Here is a 24,664-nt window from a genome sequence, read left to right on the forward strand (position 1 = left end):
TGAGGGTACGAAGTACAACTCAATACAAATCAGGTGATTATTGCGAAGAGGTCACACCCGTTCCCATACCGAACACGGCAGTTAAGCTCTTCAGCGTCGATGGTAGTTGGGGGTTTCCCCCTGTGAGAGTAGAACGTCGCCTGGTAACCAAAAACATCAGCAATTAGGCTGATGTTTTTTTTGTTATCTAAAAATGCTCAAATGATCAAACGAGATTGATCAAAATAATAATTTTTTTAATAAAAGTAAAAAGGAAAAAAAGCTTCTTAAAAGAATTGTATAACATATATATATATATACTGATAAAGAAAAATCGCCAATTGGCGAGCCTTTAGGTAATGACAGAGAGGATATAGCACTTATATTTAATATCCAATATTGAAAAATACGTCAATTTTTCTTCTAGGCTACCAATTTATACAATTCTTAATGTATAAAAAAGATTAAGAGCTGTATCGTTTGGAAAAAATGGTAAAGAGATAATAGTTGAAATTTTTCATGAAAGGAATATAATAATAGTCAAAGATAGTCAAAGTCAGTAAAGGTGGTAAATAGATGAAGAATATATCAGATATTATTGAACAATATCTAATGCACTACTTTGACATATCCGATAAAGATTATGTCGAGATAAAAAGAAGTGAAATAGCGAATAAATTTGATTGTGTACCTTCTCAAATAAATTATGTAATAAATACTAGATTCACATTAGAAAGAGGATATGTAGTAGAAAGTAAACGCGGCGGCGGCGGGTATATTCGAATTATTAAAGTACAATTTCATGATAAAGCGAGCGTGATAGATCAAATATTAAGTAGCTTTACTAATAATATTGCACAGTCTAGCTCAGAGGACTATATTCGTCTACTACTTGAAAAAAATGTAATTACTGGGCGAGAAGCAAAAATGATGTTAAGTGTATTAGATCGTTCAGTAATAATGGTTAATTTACCTTATAGAGACGAGTTAAGAGCAAGAATGTTCAAGGCAATGCTAAGAAGCTTAAAGTATAAATAGAATATGGAGGTTGCCCATAATGATTTGTCAAGAATGTCAAGAACGTCCGGCAACATTACACTATTCTAAAATTATTAATGGTGAGAAAACAGATATTCACTTATGTGAGAAATGCGCAAATGAATCGAACAATAAACATATTTTTTCTGAAATAGGTGGTTATTCTGTAAATGATTTGTTAGCTGGATTGTTTAAAGGTAATACTGGTATTTATGAAATGAAGAAAAATAAATTTCATCAAGATTCCCAAATTGAATGTCCTAGATGTAAGATGACTTTTCAAAAGTTTACTAAAATTGGACGGTTAGGTTGTTCTACTTGTTATGAAACATTTATGGATCAGATGAAACCAATTGTTAAAAGAATTCATAGCGGTAATGTATCGCATACAGGGAAAATCCCTCAAAAGATTAATGGGGCAATCTCCTTGAAAAGGAAGTTACAAGACTTGAAATCTCAAATGAAAAATTTTATTGATAACGAAGATTTTGAGCAAGCAATTAAGATTCGGGATGAAATTCGTGAAATTGAAAAAGATTTACAAGCCCTTCAAAAGGAGGTGGAGTAAGTTACATGTCTATTAATCGAATTATTAATGAGGCCATCAGTCCATGGATGAAACAAGAAGGCCCAGATGATGATATCGTTTTAAGTAGTCGTATTAGGTTAGCTAGAAATTTCAGTGCATATTTGTATCCAACTTTACTTAGTCAAGACAAGGCTAAAGAAATTTGTCATTTAGTTAAACATTATTTTGAAGGTAGTACAGCTTTACCAAACGGACCTTTTGAATATATTGAAATTAATAAGTTAGAACCAGTAGAAAAAAGAGTATTAATTGAAAAACACTTAATAAGTCCTAATTTAGTTCAAGAGTCGGTACATGGAGCATGTATACTATCTCAGGATGAACAAATTAGCATTATGATCAATGAAGAAGATCATTTAAGAATTCAAGCTCTATTTCCAGGTTTACAACTTAGAGAGGCACTTACTCAAGCGAATCATATTGATAATTATATAGAGAGTCAGCTTGAATATGCTTTTGATGAAACAATTGGTTATTTAACTAGTTGTCCTACTAACGTTGGTACCGGATTAAGGGCCTCAGTGATGATGCATCTACCAGCACTAGTCATCACGAAACAATTTAACCGTTTAATCCCTACTATTAATCAACTTGGTTTAGTAGTAAGAGGAATTTATGGTGAAGGTAGCGAAGCATTAGGTAATATCTTTCAGATTTCGAATCAAATAACATTAGGGAAATCGGAAGAAGAAATAATAGAAGATTTAACGACAATTGTTCAACAACTGATTAAACACGAGAAATCAGCAAGAGATGCACTTGCAAGAACTTCTTTAATTCTTTTAGAAGATCGAGTCTTTCGTTCTTTAGGTACATTGAAATACGGAAGAATAATAGAAACAAAGGAAAGTGCTAAGTGTTTATCGGATGTACAATTAGGGATTGATCTAGGTTTAATTGATGGGTTATCTAAAAACTTTTTACATGAATTAATGATATTAACCCAACCAGGTATCTTACAACAGTATGTCGGTGATCAGCTTACTCCCGAAGAAAGGGATATTAAAAGAGCTTCACTAATACGCGAAAGACTATCTAACAAAAATAACTAATTATATGGGAGGAACCAATTATGATGTTTGGTCGATTTACAGAACGTGCTCAAAAAGTATTAGCTCTTTCTCAAGAAGAGGCAATCCGAATTGGACACTCAAATATAGGTACAGAACATATTTTACTAGGACTTGTTCGAGAGGGAGAAGGGATTGCTGCTAAGGCATTACTTGCACTTGGATTAAGCCCAGAGAAAGTACAACAAGAAGTGGAAACATTAATAGGACGTGGCCAAGGAGTTGCTCAAACTGTACACTACACTCCTAGAGCTAAAAAAGTGATTGAATTATCAATGGATGAGGCTCGTAAATTAGGTCATTCATATGTAGGAACAGAGCATATCCTTTTAGGATTAATTCGAGAAGGAGAAGGCGTAGCAGCAAGAGTATTAAATAATCTTGGTGTTAGCTTAAATAAAGCTCGTCAACAAGTTCTTCAATTATTAGGCAGTAATGAAAGCTCGTCTAATCATCAAAATGGATCTGCTAATCAAGCAAACACACCGACATTAGACAGCTTAGCTCGTGATTTAACAGTATCAGCTAGAGAGGGTCGCTTAGATCCTGTAATCGGGCGTGGTAAAGAAATTCAGCGAGTAATTGAAGTGTTAAGCCGACGCACTAAGAATAATCCAGTATTAATTGGTGAGCCTGGTGTTGGTAAAACAGCTATTGCAGAAGGTTTAGCTCAACAAATTGTAAATAATGAAGTACCAGAAATTTTAAGAGATAAACGAGTTATGACACTTGATATGGGTACTGTCGTAGCTGGAACTAAGTACCGTGGTGAATTTGAAGATCGTCTGAAAAAAGTAATGGACGAAATTCGTCAAGCTGGTAATATTATTCTTTTCATTGATGAACTTCATACATTAATTGGTGCAGGAGGAGCGGAAGGTGCAATTGATGCATCTAACATCTTAAAGCCATCATTAGCACGTGGTGAACTACAATGCATCGGTGCAACAACAATTGATGAATACCGTAAATATATCGAAAAAGATGCTGCGTTAGAGCGTCGTTTCCAACCAATTCAAGTTGATCAGCCGAGTGTAGAGGAGTCAATTCAAATTCTTCAAGGCTTACGTGACCGTTATGAGGCACATCATAGAGTATCAATTTCTGATCAGTCAATTATTGAAGCTGTAAAACTATCTGATCGATACATTACAGACCGTTTCTTACCGGATAAAGCAATTGATGTTATTGATGAGGCTGGTTCTAAAGTACGACTACGTAGCTTTACAACACCGCCAAATTTAAAAGAATTAGAATTAAAATTAGAGGAAGTTCGTAAAGAGAAAGATGCAGCTGTTCAAAGTCAAGAATTTGAAAAAGCAGCATCATTAAGAGATTCAGAACAAAGATTACGTGAACAATTAGAAGATACGAAACGTCAATGGAAAGAGAAACAAGGTAAAGAAAATTCCGAAGTAACTGTAGAGGATATAGCGAATGTTGTATCATCTTGGACGAATATTCCAGTTACAAAACTTGCTCAAACAGAGGCAGATAAACTGTTAAATATGGAAAGCGTTCTTCATAAACGAGTAATTGGTCAAGAAGAAGCAGTAGTAGCAGTTTCTAAAGCTGTAAGACGTGCAAGAGCTGGATTAAAAGATCCAAAACGCCCAATTGGTTCATTTATTTTCTTAGGTCCTACAGGGGTAGGTAAAACAGAGTTGGCTAGAGCATTAGCTGAAACAATTTTCGGCGATGAAGATGCGATGATTCGTATTGATATGTCAGAGTATATGGAAAAACACGCAACATCTCGTTTAGTAGGAGCACCTCCAGGATATGTAGGTTATGATGAAGGTGGTCAATTAACTGAGAAAGTTAGACGTAAACCTTACTCAGTAATTCTATTAGATGAAATTGAGAAAGCTCACCCAGACGTATTTAATATCCTACTTCAAGTATTAGAAGACGGTCGATTAACCGATTCAAAAGGTCGCACAGTTGACTTTAGAAATACACTTGTTATTATGACATCAAACGTCGGAGCAAGTGCTTTAAAAACAAATAAATATGTTGGATTCAATATTAACGATGGAGAAAAAGATTACAAAGATATGAAAGGAAAAGTATTAGAGGAACTGAAAAAAGCATTCCGTCCTGAATTCCTAAACCGTATCGATGAAACAATCGTCTTCCATTCATTAGAGAAGAAACATATTAAAGAAATTGTTCACTTAATGGTTAATAGCTTAACGAAGCGTTTAAAAGAACAAGAAATTGAACTAGAATTATCAGATGCAGCAATTGATAAAATTTCAGATGAAGGATTCGATGCTGAATACGGAGCTCGTCCATTAAGAAGAGCAATTCAAAAACAAGTAGAGGATCGTTTATCCGAAGAATTATTAAAAGGTAATGTTGAAAAAGGCCGAAAAGTTATTCTTGATGTAAAGGATAATGAATATTTGATTAGATCAGCGGCTGAAACTGTAAATCAATAAGCAATTACAAAGTTCATACCTTTTATGAAGGATAATTGAACAAATTAATTGTAAAGTTATCTAATTTGTGAAAAAGGGCGTGAAGCCCTTTTTCTTATATCAAAAAAGCGTTAGGATAGACTTAGAATACATACTCTATTAATATAGAAAATCAGAGTAACAAAAGAGGTACTATACATATGGCTAAAAAAAGTAAAACTAAATTCGTTTGTCAATCTTGTGGATATGAATCGGTTAAGTGGATTGGAAAGTGTCCTGCATGTAACGAGTGGAATACAATGGTTGAGTTTATAGAACAGCCTGCTAGTTCAAGAAGGCTAACATTTAATACAAATGCTACAGTAGAAGGAACGAAACCAATTTCAATCATGGAAGTTGAAATAGGCACTGAAACTCGTATCGAAACCTCATTTGATGAGTTTAATCGGGTTTTAGGTGGAGGTATCGTTTTAGGTTCATTAGTATTAATTGGTGGTGACCCGGGAATTGGTAAGTCGACAATGCTATTACAGGTTTCCTCACAATTGGCTAAAAAGGACCATAAAGTTTTATATGTTTCAGGTGAAGAATCTCAGAAGCAAATAAAATTAAGAGCAGAACGACTAGGTGTCGCTACACAAAACTTATATGTCTTATCCGAGACAGATTTGTCTCATATTGCTCGATATATGGATGAGATGGCTCCTGATTTTGTTGTAATTGATTCGATTCAAACAATCTATTTACAAGAAGTAACATCTGCTCCTGGTAGTGTATCACAAGTACGAGAGTGTACTTCAGAATTAATGAAATTCGCGAAAACTAAAGGGATCCCGATCTTTATAGTAGGACATGTAACAAAAGAAGGATCAATTGCAGGCCCACGTTTACTGGAACATATGGTAGATGCAGTATTATATTTTGAGGGTGAACGACATCATACATATCGAATATTAAGGGCAGTTAAAAATCGTTTTGGATCTACTAATGAAACTGGTATTTTTGAGATGAAAGAGTTAGGATTAGTGGAAGTACTGAATCCATCGGAAATATTTTTAGAAGAGAGACCTTTTGGAGTAGCAGGTTCAACTGTTGTTGCTTCTATGGAAGGTACTAGACCTGTATTAGTTGAACTACAAGCACTTGTCTCTCCAACGAGCTTTGGAAATGCAAGACGAATGGCAACTGGTATAGATCATAATAGAGTATCGTTAATTATGGCTGTATTAGAAAAGAGAATGGGCCTTTTATTACAAAATCAAGATGCTTATTTAAAGGTTGCCGGAGGACTGAAGTTAGATGAGCCAGCTGTAGACTTAGCTGTTGCGGTAAGTATAGCATCAAGCTTTCAAGATAAACCTACTAATCCAACAGATGTAGTAATTGGTGAGATCGGTTTAACAGGAGAAGTTCGCAGGGTATCTAGAATAGAGCAAAGAGTACAAGAAGCAGCTAAACTTGGATTTAAAAGAGCAATAATTCCATCAAAAAATATTGGAGGATGGAGTTTTCCCGAAGGAATGGAAATAATAGGTATTAATACAGTACATGAAGCATTAAAATACGTGTTAGGAGGGTAGAGATGGAGGATCAAAAACAAAAAGCTAAATCAATGTTGCCAGTTTTAGAAATGATCGCTCCAGGTACACCATTGCGTGATGGCATTGATAATGTACTTAGAGCACAGACTGGTGGACTAATTGTACTTGGCTTTAATGATGAAACAAAAGAAATGGTCGACGGTGGTTTTCATATTAATGACCCTTTCTCTCCAGCTAGCTTATATGAATTAGCAAAAATGGATGGAGCGCTCATTTTAAATGAAACAGGGTCAAAAATCCTGTTAGCAAATGCACAATTGATACCAGATCAATCAATCTTTACAAAAGAAACTGGTATGCGTCATCGAACTGCAGAACGAGTATCAAGACAGACTGGAAACTTAGTAATTGCTATTTCGCAAAGACGTAATGTTATTACCTTATATAAAGGTAATTTGCGCTATACACTGCGAGATATTGGTGTAATTTTAACAAAAGCTAATCAGGCGATTCAGACTCTTGAAAAATATAAAATTGTATGGAATCAAGGGATTACCTCACTTAGTATTTTAGAATTTGAAGAGCTAGTGACATTATTTGAAGTTGTAAATGTTTTACATAGTGTTGAAATGGTTCTTCGAATTAAAAATGAAATTAATAATTATGTAATTGAGCTTGGTGATGAAGGAAGACTGATTGAATTACAGTTAATTGAGATCATTTCGGACCTTGAGGAGGAGGCATTACTTTTAATAAAGGATTATCATTATAGTAAGGAACAAGATCCTAAAAGTATTTTGCAAAAGCTCCAAGAACTGGCAAACGAAGAATTGTTAGAGGATCATGCCATTATTAAATTACTAGGTTATCCGAATAACACAAATCTTGAGGAAATGGTAGAGCCTAGAGGGTATCGTATGTTGATGAAAATTTCTAGACTGCCGCCGCTAGTGATTGAAAATTTAACACAGCGATTTAAGCACCTTAAAGGGATCTACAAAGCTACTCTTGCTGAGTTGGATGATGTTGATGGAATTGGTGAAATTCGTGCAAAAAAAATCAAAGAAGGATTAAAACGAATTCAGGAGCAACTGTATATCAATAGACATAACTAAGTTATTTCGTCTAAGATAGAGTTATTATTTATTTAAAGGAGGTGGCGAATTGATAAAGAGGATCGTTCAAGTTATTTATATTTTTGTCGGAAGTACTTTAGGTTTAGTACTTTTTCCACTATTAGATAAACTCTTAAAAACTGAGTTACCTAATATTTTGCATAATTCTTATGTGCAAGCTTTAAGTGGAGCAGTGATCTTTTTTATTTTATCGCTTTGGTTAGTTGATCCAACAGTAACGTTTATTAAGTATATTGAGGAGAAATTATTAAAGGCTCCTATTTCAATGATTTTGTTTGGTAGTTTAGGACTTGTTTTTGGACTTATTCTGGCATTTCTTATTTCATTGCCAATTGACTCAATTAGATTACAGTATGTTTCATCAATTATTCAAATAGTTGTTACGATTTTATTAGGATATTTAGGTTTTCAAGTTGGGATTAAAAAAAGAGAAGAATTATTGAGTTTATTTACTTTATCTTCTAAGGCCAAGAAAAAGGTTGCTGAAGAGCAAGATGCAGCATTCGATATTCCAGTTAAAATTTTAGACACTAGTGTAATCATTGATGGTCGTATTGCTGATATATGCCAAACTGGTTTCATAGAAGGAACAATTGTGATTCCACAATTTGTATTAGCAGAGTTACAATATATAGCTGATTCCTCAGATACGTTAAAACGAAATAGAGGGCGAAGAGGATTAGATATTCTAAATAGAATCCAAAAAGAGCTAGCTATGAAAGTTGAAATCTACGAAGGTGATTTTGAAGATGTTCCTGAAGTAGATGCCAAATTAGTAAAGCTTACTAAATTAAAAAATGGTATTTTAGTGACAAATGACTTTAATTTAAATAAAGTAAGTGAACTTCAGCAAATTAAAGTTTGGAATATTAACGATCTAGCAAATGCAATTAAACCAGTAGTATTACCAGGGGAAGTATTAACTGCTTTTGTAGTAAAAGAAGGTAAAGAAAAATTACAAGGTGTTGCATATTTAGACGATGGTACAATGATCGTTGTAGAAGACGGTAAAGAATCAATTGGTAAACGAGTAGAGACAGTCGTTACGAGCGTACTACAAACTTCTGCTGGTCGCATGATTTTTGCAAAAGTAAAGTAAGTTAGAGGGGTATACGTAAAATGCAATATAAGGTCATCATTCCAGCAGCGGGTTCTGGCTCTCGAATGGGTGCAGGCTATAATAAATTATTTCTAAAAATAATTAGCTCGCCAATTATTGAATTAACCTTAAAAGTATTTGGCGAAGATCATCGCTGTAATGAGATTATCTTACCAATTAAAGAATCTGAAAAAGAGTTCTTTGAAACTTTAAATTTGCCAAGCTTTATTCAAAATAAAATAACCTATGTAAAAGGTGGAGCAGAGAGGCAAGAAAGTGTTTATAATGGTTTAGTTTCAATTAAGGATACTGAAAGTTTTATTTTAGTACATGACGGGGCGAGACCTTTTGTAACAAATGCAGTGATTGAGCGGATTCTTGAAAAGATGAATGAACATGAGGCAGTCATCTGTGCAGTTCCGATGAAAGATACAATAAAGAAAGTTATTGATCAAGAAGTCGTTGAAACAATCGATCGTTCTACACTTTGGGGAGTACAGACTCCCCAAGCTTTTACATACAAATGCTTAATAGAAGCGCATCAAAAAGCAATTGAAAATGGTTATTTAGGAACTGATGATGCTAGCTTAGTTGAATGGAACGGAAGTAAAGTTTTTGTAGTAAATGGAGATTATAACAATATTAAAGTAACAACTAAAGAAGATTTGTTTTTTGCAGAAACAATCTATGAACAATATAGAGGTTAGAAGGTGTTTACATGTTTAGAATTGGACAAGGGTTTGATGTTCACGCTTTTGCAGAAAATCGCCCATTAATTATTGGTGGAATTGAGATCCCGTACGAGTTAGGTTTATTAGGTCATTCTGATGCCGATGTTCTTCTTCATACAATATCGGATGCATTGCTAGGGGCTATTGGTGAAGGAGATATAGGTAGACATTTCCCGGATACAGATCCAGCTTTTAAAGATGCTGATTCAGCAAAACTACTTCAACACGTATTTCATATTGTTAAGGATAAAGGCTATGAGGTAGTTAACGCAGATTGTACGATTATTGCTCAAGCGCCTAAAATGGCACCATATATCCAATTAATGAGAGAGCGAATTGCCGAACTGCTTGAAACGACATCTGATTGTATTAATGTTAAAGCAACAACAACTGAAAAATTAGGTTTTACAGGAAGAAAAGAAGGAATTGCATCCCAAGCGGTTGTATTGTTACAAAAGAAGGCTTAAACTAATAAAGTATATTAATTAATTAGTGGAGAGTGTCTATAAATGTCAAATAGAGTAAGAGTTCGTTATGCACCTAGTCCGACAGGTCATTTACATATTGGAAATGCACGTACAGCATTATACGTATATTTATTTGCTAAGCATTTTAACGGTGATATGGTATTACGTATTGAAGATACTGATATTGAACGTAATGTTGAAGGTGGCGAAGAAAGCCAAGCGAAATATTTACACTGGTTAGGTATTGATTGGGATGAAGGTCCAGATAAAGGTGGCGAGTACGGTCCTTATCGCCAGCTAGAAAGACTAGACTTATACAAACAATATGCTAATGAATTAATTGAGAATGGTCATGCATACAAGTGCTATTGTACAGAGGAAGAGCTTGCAGCGGAACGTGAAGCACAATTAGCTGCTGGTCATCCAACTACACGTTATAGCGGAAAATGCCGTCATTTAACAGCTGAAGAAAGAGCTGTAAAAGAAGCAGCAGGTGCAGAGCACACTATTCGTTTTGCAGTACCAGCAAACGATACGTATGAGTGGGAAGATATCGTTCGTGGAAATATTAAATTTGAATCAAAAGATATCGGCGACTGGGTTCTTGTTAAAAAGAACGGAATCGCTACTTATAACTACGCTGTAGTAGTTGACGATGCATTAATGAAGATTAGTCACGTACTTCGCGGTGAAGAGCATATTTCTAATACACCTAAACAAATAATGGTATATCGTGCATTAAATTGGGATGCTCCAGGTTTTGGTCATATGGCAGTAATTGTGAACGAAAACCGTAAAAAGCTTTCAAAACGTGACGAATCTGTATTACAATTTATTGAACAATATCAAAATCTTGGTTACTTACCAGAAGCGTTATTTAACTTTATTGCTCTTCTTGGTTGGTCACCAGTTGGTGAAGAAGAGATTTTCAGCAAGGATGAATTTATTAAGATTTTTGATCCTAGCCGTTTAAGTTCTGCTCCTGCTATGTTTGATAAGCAAAAATTAACTTGGATTAACAACCGATATATTAAAGAGCAACCATTAGAAAAAGTGGTAGAAATTTCATTACCACATCTAATTAAAGCTGGTTTTGTAAATGAAGAACGCACTGCAGATGAAAATCTGTGGGTTACAAATCTAGTAGCTTTATATCAAGACCAAATGAGCTTTGGTGCTGAAATTGTAGAATTATCAAGCTTATTCTTCAAAGATGTATTAACATTCGGTGAAGAAGAGCAAGCTGTTATTTCTGAAGAGCAAGTGAAAGAAGTACTTTCAGCATTAGTTGAAGAACTTAATGCTTCTGAAGAATTTACAGTTGATTCAATTAAAGCTGCAATGAAATCAGTTCAAAAGTCAACTGGACAAAAAGGCAAAAAGTTATTTATGCCAATTCGTGTGGCAACAACTGGTCAATGTCATGGTCCTGAATTACCAGCAGCGATGACTTTATTAGGAAAAGAAAAAGTTATTGCTCGTTTACAACAAATAATTGGTTAACATTTTGATTAATTTGTAATATATATAAGTAATATTCATATAGGTAAAATGTTGATAGGGAAAAGTAAATGCTTACTCGTTACCCAGAGAGAATCACACTGGTGAAAGTGATTTTAACGGTAGTCATTGAAGTGCCCCCTTGAGTCCTTAGCCGAAAAATACGTTTTAGTAGGCTAAGGCGGTGGAAACCGTTACATTACATGAGTTGAGATAAATTTATTTTATCTAAACAGAGTGGAACCGCGCATTAAGCGTCTCTGTGTATTTTATGTACACTGGGACGCTTTTTATTTTTTATAGAGAAAAAAATCAAATTCTTAATAAATTCTTTAAGGGGAAATGAAGATGCTAAAGTACATGAAGGAAGATGTAGCGACGATATTTGAACGCGATCCAGCCGCTACTAGCTATTTAGAAGTTATTCTTACGTATGCTGGTTTACATGCATTATGGCTTTATCGATTTGCTCATTATTTCTATCGGAAAAAATGGCACTTTATTGCAAGGAGTATTTCACAGTTTGCTCGTTTTTTAACAGGAATCGAGATTCACCCAGGGGCGAAAATTGGTAGACGATTTTTTATCGATCATGGTGCAGGAGTTGTAATTGGAGAAACATGTGAAATAGGTGATGATGTTACGATTTATCAAGGAGTAACATTAGGTGGAACCGGTAAGGAAAAAGGTAAGCGACACCCGACCTTATTGAGTGGAGTATTAGTAGCTACGGGAGCAAAAGTTCTGGGATCAATCACAATCGGAGAAAATGCAAAAATCGGTGCAAATTCAGTTGTGCTAAAGGATGTTCCAAAGAATACTACGGTTGTTGGTATACCTGGGAAGATAGTTGTTCAAGATGGAATTAGAGTAAATAATCAATTTGATCACTGTGATCTACCTGACCCAGTAGCAGATCGATTACTACAACTAGAAGCGGAATTAGAAGAGCTAAGAAGTTTAATGAGAATATCTGAAAGGAAGTAACACTATGGCAATTCAAATTTATAATACCTTAACAAGAAATAAAGAAGATTTTAAGCCTATAGAAGAAGGCAAGGTCAAAATGTATGTATGTGGACCTACTGTATATAACTATATTCATATTGGTAATGCAAGACCTGCTATTGTTTTTGATACAGTAAGACGCTATTTTGAATATCGTGGATACGAAGTAAACTATGTTTCAAATTTCACTGATGTTGATGATAAGTTAATTAAAGCAGCAAATGAATTAGGTTCAGATGTCCCAACTATAGCAGATCGTTTTATTAATGCATATTTTGAAGATGTTCAAGAGCTAGGTTGCAAAACAGCAACGAATCATCCTCGTGTAATGGATAATATGGATATTATTATTGAGTTTATCGATGAGCTAGTAAAAAAAGGTTATGCATATGAATCTGAAGGTGATGTTTACTTCAAAACAAAGGAATTTGAAGGTTACGGTAAACTTTCACACCAATCAATTGAAGACCTTCGAATTGGTGAAAGAATTGAAGTTGGCGAAAAGAAAGAAGACCCACTAGATTTTGCTCTATGGAAAGCAGCAAAACCAGGCGAAATATTCTGGGAAAGTCCATGGGGGAAAGGTAGACCAGGATGGCATATTGAGTGCTCAGCAATGGCAAAGAAATACCTTGGTGACACAATTGATATTCATGCAGGCGGTCAAGACTTATCATTCCCACACCATGAGAATGAAATTGCTCAGTCAGAAGCTTTAAGCGGGAAAACTTTTTCAAATTATTGGATGCATAATGGATACATCAATATTGACAACGAAAAAATGTCTAAATCATTGGGTAACTTTGTATTAGTCCATGACATTATTAAAATTGTTGATCCTATGTTATTACGTTTCTTCATGTTATCAGTGCATTATCGTCATCCAATTAACTATAGCGATGAACTTTTACAAGAAGCTAGAAATGGTTTTGAACGTATAAAAACGGCTTACCAAAATAGTAAGCACCGTCTAGAAAGTAGTACTAACTTAACTGAAGATGACAATAAGTGGTTAAAAGAAATAGCAGATGAAAAAGCTGTCTTCACAAAAGTAATGGATGATGATTTTAATACAGCTAATGCGATTTCTGTTTTATATCAATTAGCTAAATTGGCAAATCAATATTTACTAGAGACACATACTTCTACGAATGTATTAAACCAATTAGTAGCAACTTTTGATGAATTATCAAATGTACTAGGCATTACACTAGTTAAAGAAGAAGCAATGTTAGATGATGAAATCGAAGCATTAATTCAAAAACGTACCGACGCACGTAAAAATCGTGATTTTGCATTAGCGGACCAAATTCGTGATCAATTAAAAGAAATGAATATAATCATTGAAGATACTCCGCAAGGTATTCGCTGGAAAAGAGGATAACTTCATGATTGAAAGTAACCAAAATGTTGATGCTAAACAACTAAACAGTTTAGCACTTGCTTATATAGGTGATGCTGTATATGAAATTTATGTACGTCATCACCTCCTTGAAAAAGGAAAAGTGAGACCTAATCAACTTCACCGAGCAGCAACAAGATTTGTTTCTGCGAAAGGACAAGCTAAAGTAATTAGAGAAATGCTTTTTACTGAGATATTGTCAGATGAAGAAGTTGCGGTCGTTAAAAGGGGCCGTAATGCAAAGTCAGGAACTGTGCCAAAAAATACTGATGTACAAACATATCGGTACGCAACCGCAATGGAAGCGTTAATTGGATACCATTATTTATTAAAAAATGAAGATAGACTCAATACAATTGTACATTTTGCGATTCAATTTATTGAGAATGATAAAGGAGAATAATATGTCTGAGGAATTTATTATTGGACGTAATCCAGTTATGGAAGCAATACGTTCAGGTCGTGATATAAATAAAATTTGGGTTAGCGAAGGAGCAAATAAAGGTCAAATCCATAAACTTTTAGAATTAGCTAACCAAAACAAAGTGATAGTTCAAACTGCACCAAACAAGAAATTAGATGGAATGGTTAAAGGAAACCACCAAGGTGTAGTAGCACAAGTGGCTGCATATGAATATGTGGAAATTGATGATTTGTTTGAAGTGGCTAGTAGTCGAAATGAACAACCATTCTTCTTAATTCTTGATGAAATTGAAGACCCTCATAATTTAGGCTCAATTATGAGAACTGCAGATGCAGTTGGTGCTCATGGGATCATTATTCCAAAGAGAAGAGCGGTAGGTTTAACCTCAGCGGTTGCTAAGTCTTCTACTGGAGCAATTGAATACATTCCAGTAGCTCGAGTAACGAACTTAGCGAGAACGGTAGATGAATTAAAAGAAAGAGGAGTTTGGATTTTTGGTACAGATGCAAAAGGTGCTGATGACTATCGAAACATGGATGGCCAAATTTCTCTGGGTTTAATTATTGGTAGCGAAGGTAAAGGCATGAGCAGGATCTTAAAGGAAAAATGTGATTTCCTAATTAAGTTACCAATGGTCGGTAAAGTTACATCTTTAAATGCGTCTGTTGCGGCTAGTTTATTAATGTATGAAATACATCGTAAGAGACATCCACTTGGATCATAAAAAGAAAGAGATTCTTATTGTAGATGGTTATAACATGATTGGAGCTTGGCCGAATCTTAGAAAACTTCGAGAAATTGACTTTGATAAATCACGAGATTATCTAATTACTCAGCTTGCTGAGTATAAGGCATACACAGGGATGTCTATAATTGTTGTATTTGATGCTCATTTTGTAAATGGAATCGAAAAGGTCGACAAGAATTCAAAGGTCGAAGTGATTTTTACTCGAAAAAACCAGACGGCTGATGAAAAAATTGAAAAACTGGCAATTGAGCTTCGTCATGTTAACCATCATATTTATGTTGCGACATCTGACTTTACTGAGCAATGGCAAATATTTGGACAAGGTGCACTTCGTATACCTGCAATGGAACTATATCGATCGGTTACTCAAAATAAAAAAATGATAAGTAGTCAAATTAGTGAAATACCTGATCAAAGACTGACAATTAGTAAGACTTTGAATTCGAAACAAACAGAAATTTTAGAAAAATGGCGAAGAGGGGAACGATGACTTATTGTTTCCTTCTTCTTTGTGCTGTATAATTTAATTAAATTGTTTGGTCGGAGGTGCTAATTGTGAACGTTGAACAGGAATTGAAGCTAATGATAGAGTATGGCCCTTTAGAAGATGAGGTAATTCTCGAATATGTTCGAGAGGGTGATCAAGAGGCACTAACATTTTTAATTCAAAAATACCGAAATTTCGTTAAAGCAAAGTCTAGGTCTTATTTCCTAATAGGAGCTGACCGTGAAGACATCATTCAAGAAGGTATGATTGGATTATACAAAGCAATTCGTGATTACAAAGAAGACAAACTTTCGTCTTTCAAGGCGTTTGCAGAATTATGCATTACAAGACAAATTATTACAGCAATTAAAACAGCTACTAGGCAAAAGCATATTCCGTTAAATTCTTATGTTTCATTGGACAAGCCTATTTACGATGAGGAATCTGATCGTACTTTACTGGATGTTTTAACAGAAACAAAAAACATGGACCCAGAGGAACTTGTGATCAATCAAGAAGAAAATGTGGACATAGAGCTTAAAATGTCTGAATTATTAAGCGATTTAGAAAGAAAAGTATTATCACTCTATTTAGATGGTCGATCTTACCAAGAAATATCAGAAGAATTAAATAGACATGTGAAATCGATTGATAATGCTTTACAAAGAGTGAAAAGAAAGCTTGAAAGATATATGGAAATAAGAGAACTGTCAGTTTAATCAGATCAAAGAAACTCCCTTGTAATTCGTGATAATGTATAGGAATACAAGGGTATACCATTGAGTTTGACAGTTTATAATTCACATGGTACATTCTAAATGGATAATTATAGATGAATTAGGTTGGTGTCACCATGAGAAAAAAAGTTGTCCTGTCGTGCGCTAATTGCAATAATAGAAATTACTCCACGATGAAGAATTCCTCTTCTGTAGAACGTTTGGAGATGAAAAAGTTTTGTAAAACGTGCAATGAGCATACTACACATAAAGAAACAAAATAAATGAAGTAAGATAAATGATAATTGCGAATGTCCTTATTCATTATATAAACTAGATTCAGCACTATTTTTTGGACAAGGCGGACGTTTCGTAAATCTCTAAACTAGTATATATGGGGGTTGCATCTGTGGGTCGTATCGGTAAGTTTTTTCGCGAAGTAAAAAGTGAAATGAAAAAAGTTTCATGGCCTAAACGTAAAGAATTAGTTAATTCAACAGTTACAGTATTAGCTACAGTTTTATTCTTTGTAGTATTCTTCGCTGTAATTGACACAGGACTTTCTAAACTAATTCGACTTATTCTTGAATAAGTTAAAACTAATTGTGCTATAATGAGTGATAATGTTTAAAAAAAAGCCCGGTGACGGGTTTTTTAATTTGCAAAGAAAGTTGACCGGGGAGGGAAGGACAAGTAGTCCTCTAACATGGAAAAAAGATGGTATGTAGTTCATACTTACTCAGGATATGAGAATAAAGTAAAAGCAAATTTAGAAAAACGTGTAGAAACAATGGGAATGCAGGATAAAATTTTCCGTGTAATAGTTCCAGAAGAATCAGAAGTAGAAATGAAGAACGGTAAAGAGAAAGTAACGAAACGTAAAGTGTTTCCAGGTTATGTATTAGTTGAACTAGTAATGACTGACGATTCTTGGTATGTAGTTCGTAATACACCGGGAGTAACTGGTTTCGTTGGCTCAGCTGGATCTGGTTCAAAACCAACCCCACTTTTAGAAGAAGAAATTACGCATATTCTAAAACATATGGGTCTAGATGAACAAACAATCGATATTGATTTAGATGTAAATGAAGTTGTTCGATTAAAAGAAGGACCATTTGCGAATTATACTGGATCAATTAAGGAAATTGACTTCGAAAAGAAAAAAGTGACTGTGTTAGTAGAATTCTTTAATAAAGAAACGCCAGTAGAACTGGATTTACATCTTGTTGAAAAATTATAATACAAGACCTTGCATTTTTAATTTGAAAATGTTAGACTTTTAAAGGTCAATATGCATCGAAAAGATGGTATTAACTTCTGTATAAGAATATGCATGAAAATGCAACACGATATGAGTGGGAGGGTGTAAAACCCCATTACCACATCACGGACTTAAGGAGGTGTGTCTCGTGGCTAAAAAAGTAATTAAAATGGTAAAATTGCAAATTCCTGCAGGAAAAGCAAACCCAGCACCACCAGTTGGTCCTGCATTAGGACAAGCAGGTGTTAACATCATGGGATTCTGTAAAGAGTTCAACGCTCGTACAGCTGACCAAGCTGGTCTAATTATTCCTGTTGAAATCACTGTATTCGAAGATCGTTCGTTTACATTTATTACGAAAACTCCTCCTGCTGCTGTACTTCTTAAAGTAGCGGCTGGTATCGAGTCTGGTTCTGGTGAACCAAATCGTAAAAAAGTAGCAACAGTTAAACGCGATAAAGTGCGTGAGATTGCTGAACAAAAAATGCCTGACTTAAATGCTGCTTCTGTTGAAGCTGCTATGCGTATGGTAGAAGGTACTGCACGTAGTATGGGTATCGTTATTGAAGACTAATCCCATCTTCAATAAGGTGTGATTGAGGAGGTTGCGAACATCATTTGATGTGTTTTATCGCAACCTTTATTCGTGGGAGGAAAATCCGTTAAAACCACATTAGGAGGAATAAAACATGGCTAACAAAGGTAAAAAATACCAAGAAGCTATTAAATTAGTAGATCGTACAGCTGTTTACGCAGTAAACGAAGCTGTTGAACTTGTTAAAAAGACTACAACTGTTAACTTTGATGCAACAGTTGAAGTAGCATTCCGTTTAGGAGTAGATCCAAAGAAAGCTGACCAACAAATTCGTGGTGCAGTAGTTCTTCCACACGGTACTGGTAAAGTACAACGTGTATTAGTATTCGCTAAAGGTGAAAAAGCTAAAGAAGCTGAAGCTGCTGGTGCTGATTTCGTAGGCGATGCTGACATGATTAACAAAATCCAACAAGGTTGGTTCGACTTTGATGTAGTAGTAGCAACTCCAGACATGATGGCTGAAGTTGGTAAATTAGGACGTGTATTAGGACCTAAAGGTTTAATGCCAAACCCGAAAACAGGTACAGTTACATTTGACGTAACTAAAGCTGTTAACGAAATCAAAGCTGGTAAAGTTGAATACCGTGTTGATAAAGCTGGTAACATTCACGTACCAATCGGTAAAGTATCTTTCGAAAACGAAAAGTTAGTAGAAAACTTTACAACAATCTTTGAAACTATGGTAAAAGTTAAACCTGCTGCTGCTAAAGGAACATACATGAAGAACGTAGCAATCACTTCAACTATGGGCCCTGGTATCAAAGTAGATCCAGCTAGTTTCTAAGATAAAAAACAAAGTTGACAATTCGACAAGAACTCTCTATAATGGAGTTTGTCTTGCTAATTAAATAGACTACCGTAGACAGTAGGTGCTTATGCTTAATATCCTACCGAGGTGTATAACTGATAAATTCGTGCATATACAACCTCCATGTCTTTTTTAAAAAAAAGTTCGTGGAGGTTTTGCTATGGTTACACTTTTGCGGTATACACACTAAAATCCACAGGAGGTGTAATAAATGAGCGCAGTATTAGAAGCTAAAAAACAAGTTGTATCTGAAGTAGCTGCTAAATTACGTGATAGTAAATCAACAATTGTTGTTGACTACCGTGGTTTAAATGTTGCTGAAGTAACTGAATTACGTAAGCAATTACGTGAAGCTGGCGTTGAGTTCAAAGTTTACAAAAACACTTTAACTCGTCGTGCTGCTGAAGAGGCTGGCTTAGCTGGTTTAAACGAATCATTAACTGGTCCAAACGCAATCGCGTTTAGTACGGAGGATGTAATTGCTCCTGCTAAAGTAATCAACGATTTCGCTAAAAAACATGAAGCTTTAGAAATTAAAGCTGGTGTAATCGAAGGAAACGTTGCTACTGTTGAAGAAGTTAAAGCTCTTGCTGAACTTCCATCTCGCGAAGGTTTACTTTCTATGTTGCTTAGCGTGCTACAAGCACCAATCCGCAACTTCGCTCTTGCAACTAAAGCAGTTGCAGAACAAAAAGAAGAACAAGGCGCTTAATGCCAAGATCGCTTAAAATATATAATTTAAAGGTATAAACAAGGAGGAAATTAACAATGACTAAAGAACAAATCATTGAAGCAGTTAAAAACATGACTGTATTAGAATTAAATGACTTAGTAAAAGCAATCGAAGAAGAGTTCGGCGTAACTGCTGCTGCTCCTGTAGCTATGATGGGTGGCGCTGTAGAAGCTGCTGCTGAGCAAACTGAATTTGATTTAGTATTAGCTAGCCCTGGCGACCAAAAAATCAAAGTAATCAAAGTAGTTCGTGAATTAACTGGTTTAGGATTAAAAGAAGCTAAAGAATTAGTTGACAACACTCCTAAAGCAATTAAAGAAGGAATCAGCAAAGAAGAAGCTGAAGAAATGAAAGCTAAACTTGAAGAAGTTGGCGCTAACGTAGAAGTTAAGTAATTTCTAAAAGTTTTTAGAAAAGCTCGCATTTATGCGAGCTTTTTTTGTACATATGGGATTGCTTTTGGGAAGACTGTTGATAAGTATATTTATGGAAGAAGGAGTTTTTTATGGCAGATCATTATTTTACAAATCAACCGAATAGTAAAACTGATAAAAAGGTATTTTCGTTTACTCTGAGAGGTAATGATTTAAAATTCCAATCTGATTCAGGGGTTTTTTCTAGGAATGAAGTTGATTTTGGATCCCGTGTTTTAATTAACATTTTCACGTTTCCAGAAATTGAAGGTAATATTTTAGATGTTGGATGTGGATACGGTCCAATAGGATTATCAATCGCAAAAGATGGTATTAGTCGAACAGTGGAAATGGTCGATGTGAATTTAAGAGCGATAGAATTAGCGAAAGAAAATGCGAATGTAAATAAGATTGATAATGTGAAAATCTATGAAAGTAGCATCTATGAAAATGTAACTGGACAATATGCTGCTATTTTAACAAATCCGCCAATTCGTGCTGGGAAAAGTGTTGTTCATGAAATTTTGAAAGGTGCTCATGATAAATTACTCCCTGGTGGAGAGCTTTGGGTAGTTATACAAAAGAAGCAAGGAGCGCCATCTGCTCTTGAATTATTAAAAGAAACGTTCGACGAGGTTGAGGTAGTGAAAAAAGATAAAGGATATTATATCATAAAAAGTAAAAAAGATTGACTGTAATTTTTGCTTGTGATAGTATTATTAAATGCCAATATATATTTATTTTCAAAAATGATTTTTTGAAAGTGGGTATATTTCTATATTCTTTGGAAATGATAGTAAAATGACTGTCGTTGAGTTTAATAAATGGTTTTCATTTTGAAACCATTTTATTTTTTGTCTAACAAGTAAGTGGCATTTTTCTGCTTATTTGTTACTATTTTTTTGTTATAAATACTCTTAATTTAAGGGGTGAATATGTTGACAGGTCAACTAGTTCAATATGGACGACACCGCCAACGCAGAAGTTATGCTCGTATCAGTGAAGTTTTAGAGTTACCTAACTTAATTGAAATTCAAACAGCATCTTACCAATGGTTTTTAGATGAAGGTTTGAGAGAAATGTTCCAAGACATTTCACCAATTGAGGATTTCACAGGTAATCTATCATTAGAATTCATTGATTACAGTTTAGGTGAGCCGAAGTATGTTGTAGAAGAATCAAAAGAGCGTGACGTAAACTACGCTGCTCCGCTTCGAGTAAAAGTTCGCCTATTAAATAAGGAAACTGGCGAAGTTAAAGAGCAAGACGTTTTCATGGGTGATTTCCCATTGATGACGGACACAGGCACATTCATTATTAATGGTGCTGAACGTGTAATCGTTTCACAATTAGTACGTTCTCCAAGTGTGTACTATAGTGGAAAGATAGACAAAAATGGTAAAAAAGGTTTTACGGCTACAGTTATTCCGAACCGTGGTGCTTGGTTAGAGTACGAAACGGACGCGAAGGATGTAGTTTATGTACGTATTGACCGTACAAGAAAATTACCTGTAACGGTACTACTACGTTCGCTTGGGTTTGGTACAGACCAAGAGATTCTAGACTTATTAGGCGAAAATGAATACCTACGTAATACTCTTGAAAAAGATAACACAGATAGCACTGAAAAAGCGCTTCTTGAAATCTATGAAAGATTACGTCCAGGTGAACCACCTACAGTAGAAAACGCTAAAAACCTATTAATTACTCGCTTCTTTGATCCGAAGCGTTATGACTTAGCTAGCGTTGGACGCTACAAAATAAATAAAAAATTACACATTAAAAATAGACTGTTTAACCAACGTATTGCAGAAACTCTAGTGGACCCAGAAACTGGTGAAATTATTGTAGAAAAAGGGACAACTCTTGATCGCCGTACGTTAGACCGTATTCTTCCATTCTTAGAAAAGAATATCGGTGAAAAAGTTGCTCACCCTGCTGGTGGCGTATTAGAAGATGAGATTACTTTACAATCTATTAAAATTTACGCTCCTGTAGAAGATGGTGAACAAGTTATTCAAGTTATTGGAAATGCGAATGTAAGCAAAAGTGTGAAAAACATTTCACCTGCGGACATTATTTCTTCAATTTCTTACTTCTTTAACCTGCTACATAACGTAGGTGACACTGACGATATTGACCATTTAGGAAATCGTCGTTTACGTTCAGTTGGTGAATTACTTCAAAACCAATTCCGTATCGGTTTATCTCGTATGGAACGTGTAGTACGTGAACGTATGTCAATTCAAGATACAAACGCAGTTACTCCACAGGCGTTAATTAATATTCGCCCTGTAATTGCTTCAATTAAAGAATTCTTTGGTAGTTCACAGTTATCTCAATTCATGGATCAAACAAATCCTCTTGCTGAATTAACTCATAAACGAAGACTATCAGCACTTGGACCAGGTGGTTTAACACGTGAACGTGCAGGATTTGAAGTACGTGACGTTCATTACTCTCACTATGGTCGTATGTGTCCGATTGAAACGCCTGAGGGACCAAACATCGGATTAATTAACTCACTTTCTTCTTATGCAAAAGTAAATCAATTTGGTTTCATTGAAACTCCATATCGTCGTGTAGACCCTGAAACAGGTCGTCTAACTGATAAAATTGACTATTTAACTGCTGATGAAGAGGATCTATACGTTGTAGCCCAAGCGAATGCACGTTTAGGTGAAGACGGAAGCTTCTTAGATGAAGATGTAGTAGCTCGTTTCCGTGGAGACAACACAGTTGTTAAACGTGAACGTATTGACTACATGGATGTATCTCCAAAACAAGTAGTATCAGCTGCGACAGCATGTATTCCTTTCTTAGAGAACGATGACTCAAACCGTGCCCTAATGGGAGCGAACATGCAACGTCAAGCAGTACCATTATTAAACCCTGAATCACCAATCGTAGGTACAGGTATGGAATACGTTTCAGCAAAAGACTCTGGTGCTGCAGTAATTTGTAAACACCCAGGTATCGTTGAACGTGTTGAAGCGAAAGAAGTTTGGGTACGTCGCTACTTAGAAGTAGATGGACAAAAAGTTAAAGGTGACCTTGATAAATATCGTATGTTAAAATTCGTACGATCAAACCAAGGTACTTGTTATAACCAACGCCCAATCGTAAGTGTTGGTGACGAAGTAGTAAGAGGCGAAATTCTTGCAGATGGACCTTCAATGGAAAAAGGTGAATTAGCTCTAGGACGTAACGTATTAGTAGCATTCATGACATGGGATGGTTACAACTACGAGGATGCGATTATTATGAGTCGCCGTCTTGTTAAAGAAGATGTTTACACTTCAGTTCATATTGAAGAATATGAATCAGAAGCTCGTGATACAAAATTAGGACCTGAAGAAATCACTCGTGATATTCCAAACGTTGGTGAAGATGCACTTAAAAATCTTGATGAGCGTGGAATTATCCGAATTGGTGCGGAAGTTAAAGATGGAGATTTATTAGTTGGTAAAGTAACGCCTAAAGGTGTAACTGAATTAACTGCTGAAGAACGTCTTCTACATGCAATCTTCGGTGAAAAAGCTCGTGAAGTTCGTGATACATCTTTACGTGTTCCACACGGTGGAGGCGGAATTATTCTTGATGTGAAAGTATTCACTCGTGAAAACGGTGATGAATTACCACCAGGAGTAAACCAACTTGTTCGTGTTTATATCGTTCAGAAACGTAAAATCTCTGAAGGGGATAAAATGGCTGGACGACATGGTAATAAAGGGGTTATCTCTCGTATTTTACCAGAAGAAGATATGCCATTCTTACCTGATGGAACGCCAGTTGATATCATGTTAAACCCATTAGGGGTACCTTCTCGTATGAACATCGGTCAGGTATTAGAGCTGCACTTAGGTATGGCTGCAAGATATCTTGGCATTCATGTTGCTTCTCCAGTATTTGACGGAGCGCGTGAGGAAGATGTTTGGGGAACAATTGAAGAAGCTGGTATGGCACGTGATGCTAAAACTGTATTATATGATGGACGTAGTGGTGAGCCTTTCGATAACCGTGTTTCTGTAGGTGTCATGTATATGATCAAACTTGCACACATGGTTGACGATAAGTTACATGCTCGTTCAACGGGACCATACTCACTTGTTACGCAACAACCACTTGGTGGTAAAGCACAATTTGGTGGACAGCGTTTTGGTGAGATGGAGGTTTGGGCACTTGAAGCATACGGTGCTGCTTATACATTACAAGAGATCTTAACAGTTAAATCTGATGACGTTGTTGGCCGTGTGAAAACATATGAAGCAATCGTTAAAGGTGAAAATGTACCAGAACCAGGTGTTCCAGAATCATTCAAAGTATTGATTAAGGAATTACAATCTCTAGGTATGGATGTTAAAATGATGTCTGCAACAGATCAAGAAATCGAAATGCGTGATACTGAAGATGATGATGATCAAGCTTCAGAACATTTAGCGATGGATATGGAATACGTAAAAGAATAAGTATTATATTAGGGTAAAACCTTAGGA

At 35.4% G+C, this 24,664-nt stretch carries 25 protein-coding genes, 1 rRNA gene and 2 other annotated features; all 26 genes read left to right on the forward strand.

The features are described from left to right. The first annotated feature begins 29 nt into the window (after window positions 1-29). Window positions 30-145 (forward strand): 5S ribosomal RNA (gene rrf / locus BED47_RS09955). A 410-nt stretch (window positions 146-555) separates the two neighbouring features. Further along, a complete protein-coding gene (locus tag BED47_RS09960) occupies window positions 556-1,017 on the forward strand; it encodes a CtsR family transcriptional regulator (RefSeq protein ID WP_069033588.1) in 462 nt (153 codons plus the stop codon). Window positions 1,018-1,036: 19 nt separating this feature from the next. Continuing rightward, window positions 1,037-1,585: a UvrB/UvrC motif-containing protein gene (locus BED47_RS09965; RefSeq protein WP_069033589.1), complete on the forward strand. Its 549-nt coding sequence runs from the start codon at window positions 1,037-1,039 to the stop codon at window positions 1,583-1,585. A gap of 5 nt (window positions 1,586-1,590) precedes the next feature. Next, complete coding sequence (locus tag BED47_RS09970) at window positions 1,591-2,658, forward strand: protein arginine kinase (protein WP_069033590.1); 1,068 nt, start codon at window positions 1,591-1,593, stop codon at window positions 2,656-2,658. A gap of 20 nt (window positions 2,659-2,678) precedes the next feature. Further along, window positions 2,679-5,120, forward strand: coding sequence for an ATP-dependent protease ATP-binding subunit ClpC (clpC, locus tag BED47_RS09975; protein ID WP_069033591.1), 2,442 nt, complete (start codon window positions 2,679-2,681; stop codon window positions 5,118-5,120). Window positions 5,121-5,299: 179 nt separating this feature from the next. Then, window positions 5,300-6,679 (forward strand): DNA repair protein RadA, encoded by a 1,380-nt coding sequence (gene radA, locus BED47_RS09980; protein ID WP_069033592.1) that lies wholly within the window; start codon window positions 5,300-5,302, stop codon window positions 6,677-6,679. Between the two features lie 2 nt (window positions 6,680-6,681). Beyond that, window positions 6,682-7,755, forward strand: a complete 1,074-nt coding sequence (gene disA / locus BED47_RS09985) for a DNA integrity scanning diadenylate cyclase DisA (RefSeq protein WP_069033593.1) — start codon at window positions 6,682-6,684, stop codon at window positions 7,753-7,755. A gap of 49 nt (window positions 7,756-7,804) precedes the next feature. Further along, window positions 7,805-8,875, forward strand: coding sequence for a PIN/TRAM domain-containing protein (locus BED47_RS09990; protein ID WP_069033594.1), 1,071 nt, complete (start codon window positions 7,805-7,807; stop codon window positions 8,873-8,875). A gap of 20 nt (window positions 8,876-8,895) precedes the next feature. Further along, window positions 8,896-9,582, forward strand: coding sequence for a 2-C-methyl-D-erythritol 4-phosphate cytidylyltransferase (gene ispD, locus BED47_RS09995; protein WP_069033595.1), 687 nt, complete (start codon window positions 8,896-8,898; stop codon window positions 9,580-9,582). Window positions 9,583-9,593: 11 nt separating this feature from the next. Then, window positions 9,594-10,073, forward strand: a complete 480-nt coding sequence (ispF, locus tag BED47_RS10000; protein WP_069033596.1) for a 2-C-methyl-D-erythritol 2,4-cyclodiphosphate synthase — start codon at window positions 9,594-9,596, stop codon at window positions 10,071-10,073. A gap of 42 nt (window positions 10,074-10,115) precedes the next feature. Beyond that, a complete protein-coding gene (gene gltX, locus BED47_RS10005; protein ID WP_069033597.1) occupies window positions 10,116-11,576 on the forward strand; it encodes a glutamate--tRNA ligase in 1,461 nt (486 codons plus the stop codon). A 42-nt stretch (window positions 11,577-11,618) separates the two neighbouring features. Next, window positions 11,619-11,838, forward strand: a binding site (T-box leader). 83 nt (window positions 11,839-11,921) lie between these two features. Then, complete coding sequence (cysE, locus tag BED47_RS10010; protein ID WP_069033598.1) at window positions 11,922-12,560, forward strand: serine O-acetyltransferase; 639 nt, start codon at window positions 11,922-11,924, stop codon at window positions 12,558-12,560. Between the two features lie 4 nt (window positions 12,561-12,564). Next, window positions 12,565-13,965, forward strand: a complete 1,401-nt coding sequence (gene cysS / locus BED47_RS10015; RefSeq protein WP_069033599.1) for a cysteine--tRNA ligase — start codon at window positions 12,565-12,567, stop codon at window positions 13,963-13,965. 4 nt (window positions 13,966-13,969) lie between these two features. Then, window positions 13,970-14,386, forward strand: a complete 417-nt coding sequence (locus BED47_RS10020) for a Mini-ribonuclease 3 (protein WP_069033600.1) — start codon at window positions 13,970-13,972, stop codon at window positions 14,384-14,386. A gap of 1 nt (window position 14,387) precedes the next feature. Further along, on the forward strand, window positions 14,388-15,131 hold the full coding sequence (gene rlmB, locus BED47_RS10025; RefSeq protein ID WP_069033601.1) for a 23S rRNA (guanosine(2251)-2'-O)-methyltransferase RlmB: 744 nt from the start codon (window positions 14,388-14,390) through the stop codon (window positions 15,129-15,131). Between the two features lie 34 nt (window positions 15,132-15,165). Next, on the forward strand, window positions 15,166-15,645 hold the full coding sequence (locus tag BED47_RS10030) for an NYN domain-containing protein (protein WP_254664585.1): 480 nt from the start codon (window positions 15,166-15,168) through the stop codon (window positions 15,643-15,645). Window positions 15,646-15,710: 65 nt separating this feature from the next. Beyond that, entirely contained in the window at window positions 15,711-16,361 is a 651-nt protein-coding gene (sigH, locus tag BED47_RS10035) for an RNA polymerase sporulation sigma factor SigH (protein ID WP_056467364.1), read from the forward strand. Window positions 16,362-16,495: 134 nt separating this feature from the next. Beyond that, window positions 16,496-16,642, forward strand: coding sequence for a 50S ribosomal protein L33 (gene rpmG, locus BED47_RS23205; protein WP_082459366.1), 147 nt, complete (start codon window positions 16,496-16,498; stop codon window positions 16,640-16,642). 110 nt (window positions 16,643-16,752) lie between these two features. Continuing rightward, window positions 16,753-16,950 carry a preprotein translocase subunit SecE gene (gene secE, locus BED47_RS10040; RefSeq protein WP_235832964.1) on the forward strand — a complete coding sequence of 66 codons (198 nt, stop codon included), beginning with the start codon at window positions 16,753-16,755 and terminating at the stop codon, window positions 16,948-16,950. A 114-nt stretch (window positions 16,951-17,064) separates the two neighbouring features. Then, entirely contained in the window at window positions 17,065-17,598 is a 534-nt protein-coding gene (gene nusG / locus BED47_RS10045) for a transcription termination/antitermination protein NusG (RefSeq protein WP_056467370.1), read from the forward strand. A gap of 169 nt (window positions 17,599-17,767) precedes the next feature. Beyond that, on the forward strand, window positions 17,768-18,193 hold the full coding sequence (gene rplK, locus BED47_RS10050; RefSeq protein ID WP_056467373.1) for a 50S ribosomal protein L11: 426 nt from the start codon (window positions 17,768-17,770) through the stop codon (window positions 18,191-18,193). 115 nt (window positions 18,194-18,308) lie between these two features. Then, on the forward strand, window positions 18,309-18,998 hold the full coding sequence (gene rplA, locus BED47_RS10055; protein WP_056467376.1) for a 50S ribosomal protein L1: 690 nt from the start codon (window positions 18,309-18,311) through the stop codon (window positions 18,996-18,998). A gap of 54 nt (window positions 18,999-19,052) precedes the next feature. Beyond that, window positions 19,053-19,190 (forward strand) — a sequence feature (ribosomal protein L10 leader region). Window positions 19,191-19,233: 43 nt separating this feature from the next. Next, entirely contained in the window at window positions 19,234-19,734 is a 501-nt protein-coding gene (gene rplJ / locus BED47_RS10060) for a 50S ribosomal protein L10 (protein WP_069033603.1), read from the forward strand. Window positions 19,735-19,790: 56 nt separating this feature from the next. Continuing rightward, window positions 19,791-20,150 carry a 50S ribosomal protein L7/L12 gene (gene rplL, locus BED47_RS10065; protein ID WP_069033604.1) on the forward strand — a complete coding sequence of 120 codons (360 nt, stop codon included), beginning with the start codon at window positions 19,791-19,793 and terminating at the stop codon, window positions 20,148-20,150. Between the two features lie 110 nt (window positions 20,151-20,260). Next, window positions 20,261-20,860, forward strand: a complete 600-nt coding sequence (locus tag BED47_RS10070) for a class I SAM-dependent methyltransferase (protein WP_069033605.1) — start codon at window positions 20,261-20,263, stop codon at window positions 20,858-20,860. Window positions 20,861-21,106: 246 nt separating this feature from the next. After that, window positions 21,107-24,637 carry a DNA-directed RNA polymerase subunit beta gene (gene rpoB / locus BED47_RS10075; RefSeq protein WP_069033606.1) on the forward strand — a complete coding sequence of 1,177 codons (3,531 nt, stop codon included), beginning with the start codon at window positions 21,107-21,109 and terminating at the stop codon, window positions 24,635-24,637. The last annotated feature ends 27 nt before the right edge of the window (window positions 24,638-24,664 follow it).

The organism is Gottfriedia luciferensis, assembly GCF_001712755.1.
In the GTDB taxonomy this organism is placed as follows: Bacteria; Bacillota; Bacilli; order Bacillales; family Bacillaceae_G; genus Gottfriedia; species Gottfriedia luciferensis_B.